The following is a 12,723-nucleotide window of genomic DNA, read 5'->3' on the forward strand; positions in this document are numbered from 1 at the left end:
CCTGCCTCGTTAACCAAGACGAGAACATAGCAGGAGAGAATCGATGCGTATCAAGCACATGATCGCCGCTGGCGCCCTTTTGATACCCGCCGCCGCCTTTGCGCAGGTGTCGGGCGGTGCAACTGGGACCATGTCGGGCCAGACCACGGTACCGGGCCAGACCACGGTACCGGGCCAGACCATGCCCGGACAAACCACCTTGCCCGGCCAGACCATGGGCCAGTCCGGTGACACGCTGACGACGCCAAGCACCACGACGCGTTCGACCACCCGCTCCAAGAGCCGTGCGCGCACCACCACGCCGGACAGCACGGTAAACACGCCGTCGACCCTGCCTGACGCGACCGGTTCGTCCACCACGACCGGCAGCGGCTCGCTGGGCAGCGACGCGACGACCAGCGGTTCGGTCGGCAGCGGGACGAGCGGCGGCACCACCACTCCGCCGACCAGCAGCGGCGGCGGCATGCGCTGATCCCTTTCGGGTGAGTCACTACGGGAAAGGCCCGGTCGCGGAAGCGGCCGGGCCTTTTATTTGGGTGTGGGCCGTGGCCTGAGCCAAGTCGAAGGCCAAGGGACTCCGCCTGAAAAGAAAAAAGGCCCCGACTCTCGCCGGGGCCTTCGCAAATCAATCCGCGAACGGATCGCGAACCAGGATCGTGTCCTCCCGCTCCGGGCTGGTCGAAACCAGCGCCACCGGGCAGCGGATCAGTTCCTCGATCCGCCGGATATATTTGATCGCCTGCGCCGGAAGGTCGGCCCAGCTCCGCGCGCCAGCGGTCGATTCCTGCCAGCCTTCCATCGTCTCATAGACGGGGACGACCTTGGCCTGATCCGCCGCATGGGTCGGATAATAATCGAGCGTCTGGTCGCCCAGCTTGTAGCCCACGCAGATCTTCACCTCGTCGAACCCGTCGAGCACGTCGATCTTGGTCAGCGCAATGCCGGTGATACCGCCGACCGCCGCCGACTGGCGCACCAGCACCGAGTCGAACCAGCCGCAACGCCGCTTGCGGCCCGTGACGGTGCCGAACTCATGCCCGCGCTCGCCCAGCCGCTGGCCGGTCTCGTCCTCCAGCTCGGTCGGGAACGGGCCCGATCCGACGCGGGTGGTATAGGCCTTGGCGATGCCCAGCACGAAGCCGACGCCCGACGGCCCCAGGCCCGAGCCGCCCGCCGCCGCACCCGCAATGGTGTTGGACGAGGTGACGAAGGGATAGGTACCGTGATCGATGTCGAGCAGCACCCCCTGCGCACCCTCGAATAGAATGCGCTTGCCGCCCGCTCGCGCCTCGTTGAGGTCGCGCCACACCGGCTTGGCGAAGGGCAGGACGAAATCGGCGATCTCGCGCAGATCGGCCAGCAGCCGCTCGCGATCGATCGGCGGCTCGCCGAACCCGGCGCGCAGCGCGTCGTGATGCGCGCAGAGGCGGTCGAGCTGCGGCCCCAGGTCATCCAGATGCGCCAGATCGCAGACGCGGATCGCGCGACGGCCGACCTTGTCCTCATAGGCGGGGCCGATGCCGCGCCGCGTGGTGCCGATCTTGCCCGCACCGCTCGCATCCTCGCGCAGACCGTCGAGATCGCGGTGGATGGGGAGGATCAGCGGACAGTTGTCCGCGATGCGCAGCGTGTCCGGCGTGGCCCTCACGCCCTGCTCGCCCAGCCGCTCGATCTCGGCCTTCAGCGCCCAGGGGTCGAGGACGACGCCGTTGCCGATGACGCTGGGGGTGCCGCGCACGATGCCCGAGGGAAGCAACGACAGCTTGTACACATTCTCGCCGACGACCAGCGTGTGACCGGCATTATGCCCGCCCTGGAAGCGGACGACCATGTCGGCGCGCTCGGCCAGCCAGTCGACGATCTTGCCCTTGCCTTCGTCGCCCCATTGCGCGCCGATGACTGCTACATTTGCCATGGATGCTATGCTCCGCCTGCCGGACGGACCCCATGCGCCCTTCGACAGGACTCGGCGCGAGGGGGGTTTCCAAAGATGTGCGGGGCGCGCCTAGCGGGACGCGGCCCCCGATGTCAACCGGCGATGGCGCGCGGCTCACCACCTTCGAGGATATGGGTGCAAAGCTGTGCCTGCGGGGTGTCCCCCTCGTCCAGCGCCTGCACCGTCACCCAGCCCTGCGCGCGCAGCGAGGCGCCCGTCGCAGGCGCGGTGCCGAAGGGGAGGAACAGCCGCCGCCGCTCGGTCGGCGGGGCGGTGGCGACGATGGCGTCGGCATAGAGCGAGAAGCCGGTCGCCTTCTCCTCCGCGCCATCCTCGTGGAAGATGGTATAGGTGCCGCCGCGTCCCACCTCGCGCGGGGGCCCCGCGACGAACAGCGAGAAACCCAGCCAGCTCTGGAATTCAAAGCCATGCCGCTCGGTTGGGTCGAGCGTCATCGACACCCCCTCGCCCAGCGCGGCCGCGATGACCTCCAGCGCATCGAGACGGCTGGCGAGCACGCCTTGGGTATCGAAGGCGCGGAGACGCGCGATGGCGGTTGCGAACGGCCCGGCGGCCTCGACCAGCGGCAGATAGGCGGGTGCGATCGCCGCGACGCCGCCCGCATCCTTGGCATCCAGCCGATCGCGGAGCGCCGCCACCTGATCGCTCGCGACCGGCAACGGTCCGGCGGCCAGCAGGTCGACCAGATCGGGCAGGGTGAAGTCGATCGAGATACCCGTCGTCCCCGCCGCGACCAGGGCCTCGACCGCGACCCGCACCACCTCGGTCGCCGCCGCCGTCGAGTCGAGCCCGATCAGCTCGGCCCCGATCTGCCGCCACTCGCGTGCAGGGGCGATTTCGGAGCCGCGCAGGCGCACCACGGTGCCGGCATAGGACAGCCGGACCGGGCGCGGGTGATGCCCCATGCGGGTGGCGGCGATCCGCGCCACCTGCGCGGTCAGGTCGGGCCGGATGGCGAGCGTACGCTGCGACACCGGATCGACGAAGCGCACCGCGTCATGCAGCCCCCCCGCCTTCAGCCGCGAGCCCAGCGCCTCGGCGAATTCGATCGATGGCGGATCGGCGCGCTCATAGCCATGCAGCCGCGCCGCCTCCAGCACCCGCGCCTCGACCGATGCGGCGGCATCGGCATAGGGCGGAAGACGGTCGTGATAGCCTTCGGGAAGGAGCGCGGTCATCGGGTAAACCTGTTCATCAGCGTGTGCGCCACGCCGTCGGGGTTGGTCATCACATCCGCGTTTTGAAAGCGGATCACCGCATATCCATGCTGCGCCAGCGTGGAGGTGCGATGGGCGTCGCGTGATTGGTCGCTATGCGTATCGCCGTCAACCTCTATGACCAGCTTGTGGGACCGCGCGGCGAAGTCGGCGATATAGGGGCCGATCGGGACTTGGCGGGAGAATTTGATCCCCCGGAAGCGCCGGTCGCGCAGGATGAGCCAGAGGCGTTTCTCTGGTTCGGTCATCTCACGGCGCATGGCGCGGGCACGATCTCGAAGGATCGGATCCGTCTTCATGTCGATAGCTCCCCCTCGTCAAGAGAGCATACCACTCCCTCTCCCCCTCGGGGAGAGGGTCGGGGTGAGGGGCAGGGGCGAGGCGAGGCGAGGCGAGGCGAGACATTTGTGCCCAGCCCCCACCCCTCACCCAACCCTCTCCCCGAGGGGGAGAGGGCTTTTTTTTACCTCAACCGATCAGAACACCAGGCCCATCGCGGTCTTCACGCCTGGCAGCGCCTTGACCTTGGCGAGCAGATCCGCGTCCACCGCCTCGTCGACCGAGAGCAGCAGCACCGCCTCGCCGCCCGCCGAGCGGCGGCCGAGGTGGAAGGTGCCGATATTGACGCCCGCCTCGCCCAGCGTGGTGCCCAGGCGGCCGATAAAGCCCGGCGCGTCCTCGTTGACGACGTAGAGCATCGGCCCGGCCAGATCGGCCTCGACCTTGATGCCGAACAGCTCGACCAGGCGCGGGGCCTGATCGCCGAACAGCGTGCCCGCGACCGAACGCTCGCCGTCCGCCGTCTTGACCGACACGCGCAGCAGCGTGTGGTAATCGCCCTCGCGCTCGGTCCGCACTTCGCGCACCTCGACGCCGCGGTCGCGGGCGAGCAGCGGCGCGTTGACCATGTTGACCGTATCGGTCTGGTTGCGCAGGAAGCCCGCCAGCACCGCGCTGACCATCGGCTTGGCGTTGAGGTCGGCCGCCGCACCCTCGGTATGTACCGAGATGCGCGCGATCGCACCCGTCGTCAGCTGGCCGACCAGCGCGCCCAGCTTTTCAGCGAGCGCCATATACGGCTTCAGCTTGGGGGCCTCCTCGGCCGACAGGCTGGGCATGTTGAGCGCGTTGGTGACGCCGCCCGACACCAGGAAATCGGCCATCTGCTCGGCGACCTGGATCGCGACATTGACCTGCGCCTCGGTGGTCGACGCGCCGAGATGCGGCGTCGAGATGAAGTTCGGCGTGCCGAAGAGCGGGCTCTCCTTGGCGGGCTCCACCTTGAACACGTCGAGCGCGGCGCCCGCGATATGACCCGAGTCGAGCCCGGCCTTCAGCGCCTCCTCATCGACCAGGCCGCCACGCGCGCAGTTGATGATCCGCACGCCCTTCTTGGTCTTGGCGAGATTCTCGGCCGACAGGATGTTGCGGGTCTGGTCGGTCAGCGGCGTGTGCAGCGTGATGAAGTCGGCACGGGCAAGCAGCTCGTCCAGCGTCACCTTCTCGACGCCCATTTCCAGCGCACGCTCGGGCGTCAGAAACGGGTCGAAGGCGACGACCTTCATCCGCAGGCCCAGTGCGCGGTCGGCGACGATCGAGCCGATATTACCCGCGCCGATCAGGCCCAGCGTCTTGGACGTGAGTTCGACGCCCATGAAGCGGTTCTTCTCCCACTTGCCGGCCTGGGTCGAGGCATCGGCCTCGGGCAGCTGGCGGGCGAGCGCGAACATCAGCGCGATGGCGTGTTCGGCGGTCGTGATCGAGTTGCCGAACGGGGTGTTCATCACCACCACGCCCTTGGCGCTGGCGGCGGGAATGTCGACGTTATCGACGCCGATCCCGGCGCGGCCGACGACCTTCAAATTGGTCGCGTGCTCCAGGATCTCCTTGGTGACCTTGGTCGAGCTGCGGATCGCCAGGCCGTCATACTGGCCGATGATCGCCTTCAGCTCTTCAGGCGTCTTGCCGGTGATCTCGTCCACCTCGACCCCGCGCTCGCGGAAGATCTGGGCGGCCTTGGGGTCCATTTTGTCGCTGATGAGAACTTTGGGCATGGGGATTGCTCCGGGAATAGGGGAATTTCTCCCTCTCCCCACTGGGGAGAGGGTCGGGGTGAGGGGTTGGGGCCGGGCGACCTAATCGCCGCCTGGCCAAGCACCGCCCCTCACCCAACCCTCTCCCCAATGGGGAGAGGGCTTTAGAAGGTCAGGCCTTGGCGGTGGCGTAGGCCCAGTCGAGCCAGGGGCCGAGCGCCTCGATATCGGCGGTCTCGACCGTGGCGCCGCACCAGATACGCAGGCCCGCGGGCGCGTCGCGGTAACCCGCCACGTCATAGGCGGCCCCTTCGGCCTCCAGCAGCGCGGCCATCTTCTTGATGACCGCCTCGTCCGCGCCCTCGACCGTCAGGCAGACGCTGGTGGTCGAGCGGATCGCCGGATCGGCCGCGAGATGGCCCAGCCAGTCGCGCTCTTCGACGATCTTGTTCAACGCCGCCGCATTGGTGTCCGAACGCTTGACCAGCGCCTCCGCGCCGCCCAGCGCCTTGCCCCATTCGAGCGCGAAGATCGCGTCTTCGACGGCCAGCATCGACGGCGTGTTGATCGTCTCGCCCTTGAACACGCCCTCGGTCAGCTTGCCCTTCGACACCAGGCGGAACACCTTGGGCAGCGGCCAGGCGGGGGTGTAGGTTTCGAGGCGCTCGACCGCGCGGGGGCCCAGGATCAGGACGCCGTGCGCGCCCTCGCCGCCCAGCACCTTCTGCCACGAGAAGGTCGCGACATCGATCTTGTCCCAGGGCAGGTCATAGGCGAACACCGCGCTGGTCGCGTCGGCGAAGGACAGGCCCTCGCGGTCGTCGGCGATCCAGTCGCCATTGGGCACGCGCACGCCCGAAGTGGTGCCGTTCCAAGTGAAGAGCACGTCGTTCGACCAGTCGACCGCGTTCAGATCGGCGATCTGGCCGTAATCGGCGCGCAGGACGGTGGGATCGAGCTTCAACTGCTTGACCGCGTCGGTCACCCAACCCTCGCCGAAGCTTTCCCAGGCCAGGGTGGTGACGGGGCGCGCGCCCAGCATGGTCCACATCGCCATCTCGAACGCGCCGGTGTCGGAGCCGGGGACGATGCCGATGCGGTGGGTGTCGGGGAGCTTGAGCAGCTCGCGCATCAGGTCGATGCAATATTGCAGCCGCTGCTTGCCCAGCTTCGAGCGATGCGAACGGCCGAGGCTGTCCGTCGCGAACTTGGCCGCTTCCCAACCGGGAGGCTTGGCGCAGGGACCGCTGGAGAAATAAGGGCGCGCCGGTTTTGTGGCGGGCTTCGCGGGCGCAAGAGTGGCGTCAGCGGCAATCGTATCAGTCATTTAAGACTCTCCTCACAGAGAGCACGCGCGGCGTTGGGACCGCGTGGCCCGTCGACGGCCCTAGCGATGTCGATCGAAGATGACAACCACAATCGCGATGGCGCAATATTGCGTCCGAGTAACGACCGATGGGGGAATTTCGAGTGCTCAAGGACCCGGACCGTTCGACCCGATGGACACTCGCGCTGACCTGTCTTTGGCTGCTCGGCAGCTTGGGCCAGACGACATTATATCTGTGGCGGATCAGCGTTCTACATAGCGCGGCCATCACACCGGAAGCCGTGGATCGGGTGATCGAGGGGCAAGTATCGACCCTTGATCTGTTTGCCCTGCTCACCCTGTTCTACCATCTCGTCTTCTTTCGCTGGGTCTATATCGTCAATCGCAACGCCCAACAGTGGAACTCGGCGATGACGATCAGCCCGGGCTGGAATGTCGGATGGTTTTTCATGCCGATCGCAGCCCTCTGGAAACCGTTCGAGGGGATTCGGGAAACGCGCGGCGTCACCATTGCTCCAGAGGCTCCCGCTTGGGTCTCCGTTCCGATCTGGTTGAAGCTGTGGTGGGGCTTATGGATCGCAGCGGCGATCTACGGCAACATGACGGTACTCTTCCTCGCGGCGTCGGAGACTTCCGACCAATGGATTTCGATGTCAGGCGCGAATGTGGCACGAATTGCGATCGACGTGCCGCTGGCGGTGCTGACCTGTCAATTGCTGACCGACATCTCAACGCTGCAAAGCCAGCGGATCGCCGCCGCAGAGCGTGCCGCCGTGGCGGGAGGCACGCCGCCCGCGCAGCGATGAACACGCGCAGTACATATCGATTTTCGATATTGCTCTTGATTGATAATCAATACCTCCTTATTGAATAACAATACTAATATGACAAGGAGGACCATTCGGCATGACACGCTTCGCCAGTCACATCAGCACCTTGCTGTACGCCGCGCTGCTCGCCATTCTGGCGTTTGTCACGGCCGTCATCCTGGCGTCGGTCGGCGTGCTGATCGTAGATGCGATTTCGCCGGGGGCGCTGGGGGCGGTGCATGTCAATGCGCAGGCGCTCGACACTAAGACCCCCGCCGTGGTCGCCGCTGCGCTGGCGGTCATGCTGATGGTCTTGGGCCTCGCCTGGGCCGCGCTGCTGCCGCTGATCCAGATGTTGCGTAGCACGGCGGCAGGCGCGCCCTTTACCCTCGCCAACGTCAAGCGGCTCAACTGGATCGCGGGGACCATCGCGGTCGCCTATCTGCTGCAAATCATCCTGCCCCCTATTCTGCCCTTCGAGTCGCAGGGCATGGTCAAGCCGATGGGTGTGGACGGAGTGTTCGCGGTCCTGCTGACCCTGGTGCTGGCGCAAATCTTTCGCGAGGGCGTGCGCCTGCGCGAGGATGCCGAGGGCACGATCTGATGGCGATCCGCATCAATCTCGACCGGCTGCTGCTCGACCGGCGTATGTCGCTGACCGAGCTGGCAGAGCGGGTCGACCTGACGCTCGCCAATCTGTCGATCCTGAAGACCGGCAAGGCGCGGGCGATCCGCTTCACCACGCTGGATGCGATCTGCACCGCGCTCGGCTGCCAGCCGGGCGACATATTGGAACATGTCGCAGACACGCCTCCGCATGGCTGATCGGGGCTGACAAAAGCGAAGCGGCGAGGAACAAGGGGGCATATGGTTCGCGTCCCCCTGTTTCTCGTCATTCCGATTCTGGGGGCTGTGCTCCTATCTGCCTGCGGCCGTCCCGACCGGCCCGTTCAGCAGGCCACGCGCCCAGAACCCTATCGCCCGCCGATCCGTGAAAGCGCACAGTGCGAGGCCGACCTTCGGCGCGAAGGGGTCGATTATCGCCGCCTGCCCGACAAGGAGCTGGGTCCCGGCTGCGGCTTGTACGGCGCGGTACAGCTGACCGATATCGGCGTGCCTGTGACCGGCGTCACGGCGATGCGATGCGGCAATGCCCGCGCCTTTGCCGGATGGGTGCGCAACGCCGTCGCGCCCGCCGCCTGGCAGATCCTGGGCTCGCCGCTCGTCAAGGTGGAAGGCATGGGCACCTATGCCTGTCGCAACATCGTCGGATCCACCCGGATCGGCGACCGGCGTTCGGGCCATGCGCTGGCCAATGCGGTGGATGTCGGCGGCTTCGTATTGAAGAACGGGCGGCGGATCACGCTGCTGAACGACTGGTATTCGACCGATCCGCAGATTCGGCAATTCTGGACCACCATCCGCGCCTCGGCCTGTCGGCGCTTCGGCACGGTGTTGAGTCCCGATTACAATGCCGCCCACCGTAACCACCTGCATCTGGAAGACGACAAGGCGCATTTTTGCCGGTAGCGCACGCCGGGTCGATACCCTACATCACCCAAAATGACCGATAAGACCCAAGTACCGAACCGCGTCTTCCCCAATGCCAGCCAGGACGCCGAAAGCGCCAAGACGATCGTCTCGACGCCCCAGACCGAAAGCCCGGCCTATACGCTGGCCTTTCAGGATATGGATTTCCTGCTGCGCGAAGACCTTCGCCCCGTTCGTTTCCAGCTGGAATTGCTGAAGGCGCAGCTGCTACTCGAAGAGGCCAAGATCGCCTCGACCTTCGTCTTCTATGGCTCGGCGCGCATTCCGGAGCCCGCCAAGGCCAAGGCGATGCTCGATCTGGCGCATGACGACAAGTCGCGCAAGATCGCCGAGAATCTCGTCGCCAAGAGCAAATATTACGACATCGCACGCGAGCTGGCGCAGATCACCAGCCGCCTGCCGCGCGACGACCGTGGCATGCGGCAATTCGTGGTCTGCTCGGGCGGGGGCCCGTCGATCATGGAGGCGGCCAATCGTGGCGCGCATGACGTCGGCGCCGAGTCGGTGGGCCTGAACATCGTCCTGCCGCACGAGCAGGCGCCCAACCCTTACGTCACGCCGTCGCTGTCGCTCCAGTTCCACTATTTTGCGCTGCGCAAGATGCACTTCCTGCTCCACGCGCGCGCGCTGGCGGCCTTTCCGGGCGGGTTCGGGACGTTCGACGAGCTGTTCGAGCTGCTGACGCTGATCCAGACCGGCAAGATCCAACCTATTCCCGTGCTGCTGTTCGGCCGGGCCTTTTGGGAGCGCGTCGTCAATTTCGAGGCGCTGGTCGAGGAGGGCGTGGTGTCCGAGCGCGACCTGGGCATCTTCACCTATGTCGAAACCGCCGAGGAAGCGTGGGACGTCGTGCGCAACTTCTATGAGGAACGCGCCCGCAAGGAAGACGAGCGGGGGTAATTCGCTCCGTCGGTTAAGGCGTTTGCAAAGCCCGTCTCCCATCGGAGGCGGGCTTTGTTTTTGGATATGTCAGTGAACATGCGGCGAGGCGACGGCTTTCGTCCAAAAGTAGATATCAAGCGGCGAAGGAGCCACTCCTCACGACGAAATGCTCATGACAGTTTACCTGCACGCCCTGTCCACATCGCACATCGCCGGGATCTGCAATTCACGGCTTTCTTATTTCGGTATTTCGAATCCTACACTCTGCGTTCGCACAACCCTGTGAGCGACCCCATTTGGGTCACGCGCTGGAGCAAATGTATAACGCCCAGGCATCGCACGGCACGCTGCAGCGTCAAGCGATGGCACCCCGCTAGTAATGTCCACTTCGCATTGAACGATCTTGCCTGCTTCATCCACAATGTAACGCAGGCGTACGCCGGCCGACCTTAGTCCGTTCGGGAGGCGGGCAACTTCAAGGGTGACGTCAGGGGGGAGAGGAGAGGAGCGGCGCTCCTGCAGACGCCATTGGGCTCGGAAGCTGTAGATGCCTGGCATGGAGCGTCCGTCCGAAGATCGTGCCGCCACAAACTTCCCCTTCTGCATCGCTGCTGCGCACGTTTGACTGTCCAAAAGGTCAGAACCGCTGCTCACAACAATGTAGCACGCCCTCTGCTTACCAAGCTCGTCGACGTAGATGTCAGCTTGAACGAGCCCCTGTTCTTCGAGGGCAAGAGATCGGGCCAAGTAGTTGTTCGAATTCAACCAGTCATTAACGTTGAGTGCCTCGACAGGAGTAAAGCTTCCCGCCGTTGCCGTCGCGAGAGCCAAAACCATAGTCGCAAACAGCATCCCTCTCCCTCGCCCCCTGCCCCTATTATTTGATACTAACACGATGGTCGGCAGCGGAGAAACCCCCGTCGCGACCAACCGGAGCATCCCGTTTCACTGATGGCGATACCGGTTGCGGTGGTAACGGTACCCGCGTCAGCTTCCGCCTGAGTGACATCGAAGGCCACGGACGCACCCCAAAGAAAAAGGGCCGGACGTTTCCGCCCGGCCCCTTTCCGATAGGCTAGCCTGATTACGCCGCCTTCGACCGCGCGGCGCGCTTGCGCTCGTTGGGATCGAGGAAGCGCTTGCGCAGACGGATCGACTTCGGGGTCACTTCGACCATTTCATCGTCGTCGATATAGGCGATGGCCTGTTCCAGCGTCATCTTCTTCGGCGGGGTCAGGCGGATGGCATCATCCTTGCCGCCCGACGCGCGGAAGTTGGTCAGCTGCTTCGCCTTCATCGGGTTGACCTCGAGGTCATCCGTCTTGGCGTTCTCGCCGATGATCATGCCTTCGTACAGCGCTTCGCCATGGCCGACGAACAGGATGCCGCGCTCTTCGAGCGGACCCAGGGCATAGCCCTGCGCTTCGCCCGCGCCGTTCGAGATCAGGACGCCGTTCTTGCGGCCCTCGATCTTGCCCTTGTGGGGGCCGTACTTCTCGAACAGGCGGTTCATGATGCCGGTGCCGCGCGTGTCCGACAGGAACTCGCCGTGATAACCGATCATGCCGCGCGACGGCGCGGAGAAGGTGATGCGGGTCTTGCCGCCGCCCGAGGGACGCATGTCGGTCATCTCGGCCTTGCGCAGGTTCATCTTCTCGACGACCGTGCCCGAATATTCCTCGTCCACGTCGATGATGACGGTTTCGTACGGCTCGGTCTTCTTGCCGTCCTCGTCCTCGCCGAACAGCACGCGCGGGCGGCTGATGCCCAGCTCGAAGCCTTCGCGGCGCATCGTCTCGATCAGAACGCCCAGCTGGAGTTCGCCGCGACCGGCAACCTCGAAGCTGTCACGATCGTCGCTCTCGGTGACCTTCACCGCGACGTTCGATTCCGCTTCGCGCATCAGGCGGTCGCGGATCATGCGGCTGGTGACCTTGGTGCCCTCACGGCCTGCCATCGGCGAGTCGTTGACCGCGAAGCGCATCGACAGCGTCGGCGGATCGATCGGCTGCGCCTGAAGCGGCTCGGACACGCTGGTGTCGGCGATGGTGTTCGCCACGGTGGCGACGGCCAGACCGGCCAGCGAGATGATGTCGCCCGCCTTGGCTTCGTCCACCGGCACGCGGTCCAGGCCGCGGAACGACAGGATCTTCGACGCGCGGCCCGTTTCGATCACATTGCCCTCGGCGTCGAGCGCGTGGATCGCCTGGTTCAGCTTGACCGTGCCCGAATTGACGCGGCCGGTCAGGATGCGACCGAGGAAGTTGTCGCGGTCGAGCAGCGTCACCAGGAAAGTGAAGGGCACGTCCTCGACTTCCACCTTCGGGGCGGGGACGTGGTTCACGATCGTCTCGAACATCGGGATCAGCGTGCCTTCGCGCGCGTCCATGTCGGTCGAGGCATAGCCGTTGCGACCCGAGGCGTAGAGGACGGGGAAGTCCAGCTGCTCGTCATTCGCGTCGAGCGAGACGAACAGGTCGAACACTTCGTCCAGCACTTCCTGGATACGCGCGTCGGCGCGGTCGACCTTGTTGACGACGACGATCGGCTTAAGGCCGAGCGCCAGCGCCTTGCCGGTCACGAACTTCGTCTGCGGCATCGCGCCTTCCGACGAGTCGACCAAGAGGACGACGCCGTCGACCATCGACAGGATGCGCTCCACCTCGCCGCCGAAGTCGGCGTGGCCGGGGGTGTCGACGATGTTGATGCGGATCGACTCGTCGCTGCCCGGCGGAGTCCAGTCGACCGAGGTCGGCTTGGCGAGAATCGTGATCCCGCGCTCCTTTTCCAGGTCGTTGGAGTCCATCGCGCGCTCTTCGACGCGCTGGTTGTCGCGAAAGGTGCCCGACTGGCGGAACAGCTGATCGACCAGGGTCGTCTTGCCATGGTCGACGTGCGCGATGATCGCCACGTTGCGGAGGCTCATGCAAATTTCTCTTGTTCGGAG

The 12,723-nt window shown here is 65.4% G+C and carries 12 protein-coding genes; 6 read left to right on the forward strand and 6 right to left on the reverse strand.

Going from position 1 to position 12,723, the window contains the following annotated elements; all coding sequences use genetic code 11:
• Positions 1-43: 43 nt before the first annotated feature.
• Positions 44-472 carry a hypothetical protein gene (locus NZL82_RS08415; protein WP_261269303.1) on the forward strand — a complete coding sequence of 143 codons (429 nt, stop codon included), beginning with the start codon at positions 44-46 and terminating at the stop codon, positions 470-472.
• Between the two features lie 153 nt (positions 473-625).
• Here NZL82_RS08415 and NZL82_RS08420 read toward each other — a convergent pair whose 3' ends face one another.
• From NZL82_RS08420 to NZL82_RS08440, 5 genes are all read right to left on the reverse strand, one after another.
• Positions 626-1,915, reverse strand: coding sequence for an adenylosuccinate synthase (locus NZL82_RS08420; protein WP_261269304.1), 1,290 nt, complete (start codon positions 1,913-1,915; stop codon positions 626-628).
• Between the two features lie 113 nt (positions 1,916-2,028).
• Entirely contained in the window at positions 2,029-3,135 is a 1,107-nt protein-coding gene (locus NZL82_RS08425) for an ATP phosphoribosyltransferase regulatory subunit (RefSeq protein WP_261269305.1), read from the reverse strand.
• The gene (locus tag NZL82_RS08430) at positions 3,132-3,473 is read right to left on the reverse strand and encodes an endonuclease domain-containing protein (protein ID WP_261269306.1); all 342 of its coding nucleotides are present in this window, start codon (positions 3,471-3,473) and stop codon (positions 3,132-3,134) included. Before NZL82_RS08430 ends, NZL82_RS08425 begins: the two co-directional genes overlap by 4 nt.
• Before the next feature lie 177 nt (positions 3,474-3,650).
• Positions 3,651-5,228 (reverse strand): phosphoglycerate dehydrogenase, encoded by a 1,578-nt coding sequence (gene serA, locus NZL82_RS08435; RefSeq protein ID WP_261269307.1) that lies wholly within the window; start codon positions 5,226-5,228, stop codon positions 3,651-3,653.
• A 151-nt stretch (positions 5,229-5,379) separates the two neighbouring features.
• Complete coding sequence (locus NZL82_RS08440; protein WP_261269308.1) at positions 5,380-6,534, reverse strand: phosphoserine transaminase; 1,155 nt, start codon at positions 6,532-6,534, stop codon at positions 5,380-5,382.
• Positions 6,535-6,677: 143 nt separating this feature from the next.
• On the opposite strand from NZL82_RS08440, the gene NZL82_RS08445 reads away from it, so the two are divergent.
• The 5 genes from NZL82_RS08445 (at position 6,678) to NZL82_RS08465 (ending at position 9,794) form a co-directional block, all read left to right on the forward strand.
• Positions 6,678-7,340 carry a DUF4328 domain-containing protein gene (locus tag NZL82_RS08445; protein WP_261269309.1) on the forward strand — a complete coding sequence of 221 codons (663 nt, stop codon included), beginning with the start codon at positions 6,678-6,680 and terminating at the stop codon, positions 7,338-7,340.
• Positions 7,341-7,440: 100 nt separating this feature from the next.
• Complete coding sequence (locus NZL82_RS08450; RefSeq protein ID WP_261269310.1) at positions 7,441-7,947, forward strand: DUF2975 domain-containing protein; 507 nt, start codon at positions 7,441-7,443, stop codon at positions 7,945-7,947.
• The gene (locus tag NZL82_RS08455; protein ID WP_261269311.1) at positions 7,947-8,168 is read left to right on the forward strand and encodes a helix-turn-helix transcriptional regulator; all 222 of its coding nucleotides are present in this window, start codon (positions 7,947-7,949) and stop codon (positions 8,166-8,168) included. Before NZL82_RS08450 ends, NZL82_RS08455 begins: the two co-directional genes overlap by 1 nt.
• A 42-nt stretch (positions 8,169-8,210) precedes the next feature.
• Positions 8,211-8,873 carry an extensin family protein gene (locus tag NZL82_RS08460; RefSeq protein WP_261269312.1) on the forward strand — a complete coding sequence of 221 codons (663 nt, stop codon included), beginning with the start codon at positions 8,211-8,213 and terminating at the stop codon, positions 8,871-8,873.
• A 33-nt stretch (positions 8,874-8,906) separates the two neighbouring features.
• Positions 8,907-9,794 carry a TIGR00730 family Rossman fold protein gene (locus NZL82_RS08465; RefSeq protein WP_261269313.1) on the forward strand — a complete coding sequence of 296 codons (888 nt, stop codon included), beginning with the start codon at positions 8,907-8,909 and terminating at the stop codon, positions 9,792-9,794.
• 1,066 nt (positions 9,795-10,860) lie between these two features.
• Here NZL82_RS08465 and typA read toward each other — a convergent pair.
• The gene (typA, locus tag NZL82_RS08470; RefSeq protein WP_261269314.1) at positions 10,861-12,702 is read right to left on the reverse strand and encodes a translational GTPase TypA; all 1,842 of its coding nucleotides are present in this window, start codon (positions 12,700-12,702) and stop codon (positions 10,861-10,863) included.
• Positions 12,703-12,723: the final 21 nt, after the last annotated feature.

Origin of the sequence: Sphingomonas sp. LC-1, from assembly GCF_025371035.1 — a bacterium.
Lineage (GTDB): Bacteria > Pseudomonadota > Alphaproteobacteria > Sphingomonadales > Sphingomonadaceae > Sphingomonas > Sphingomonas sanguinis_E.

Excerpts from the sequence above, each read along its gene's own strand:
- NZL82_RS08415 (WP_261269303.1), top strand. The coding sequence starts at position 44 with ATGCGTATCAAGCACATGATCGCCGCTGGCGCCCTTTTGATACCCGCC.
- NZL82_RS08420 (WP_261269304.1), bottom strand. The coding sequence starts at position 1,915 with ATGGCAAATGTAGCAGTCATCGGCGCGCAATGGGGCGACGAAGGCAAG.
- NZL82_RS08425 (WP_261269305.1), bottom strand. The coding sequence starts at position 3,135 with ATGACCGCGCTCCTTCCCGAAGGCTATCACGACCGTCTTCCGCCCTAT.
- NZL82_RS08430 (WP_261269306.1), bottom strand. The coding sequence starts at position 3,473 with ATGAAGACGGATCCGATCCTTCGAGATCGTGCCCGCGCCATGCGCCGT.
- serA (WP_261269307.1), bottom strand. The coding sequence starts at position 5,228 with ATGCCCAAAGTTCTCATCAGCGACAAAATGGACCCCAAGGCCGCCCAG.
- NZL82_RS08440 (WP_261269308.1), bottom strand. The coding sequence starts at position 6,534 with ATGACTGATACGATTGCCGCTGACGCCACTCTTGCGCCCGCGAAGCCC.
- NZL82_RS08450 (WP_261269310.1), top strand. The coding sequence starts at position 7,441 with ATGACACGCTTCGCCAGTCACATCAGCACCTTGCTGTACGCCGCGCTG.
- NZL82_RS08455 (WP_261269311.1), top strand. The coding sequence starts at position 7,947 with ATGGCGATCCGCATCAATCTCGACCGGCTGCTGCTCGACCGGCGTATG.
- NZL82_RS08460 (WP_261269312.1), top strand. The coding sequence starts at position 8,211 with ATGGTTCGCGTCCCCCTGTTTCTCGTCATTCCGATTCTGGGGGCTGTG.
- NZL82_RS08465 (WP_261269313.1), top strand. The coding sequence starts at position 8,907 with ATGACCGATAAGACCCAAGTACCGAACCGCGTCTTCCCCAATGCCAGC.
- typA (WP_261269314.1), bottom strand. The coding sequence starts at position 12,702 with ATGAGCCTCCGCAACGTGGCGATCATCGCGCACGTCGACCATGGCAAG.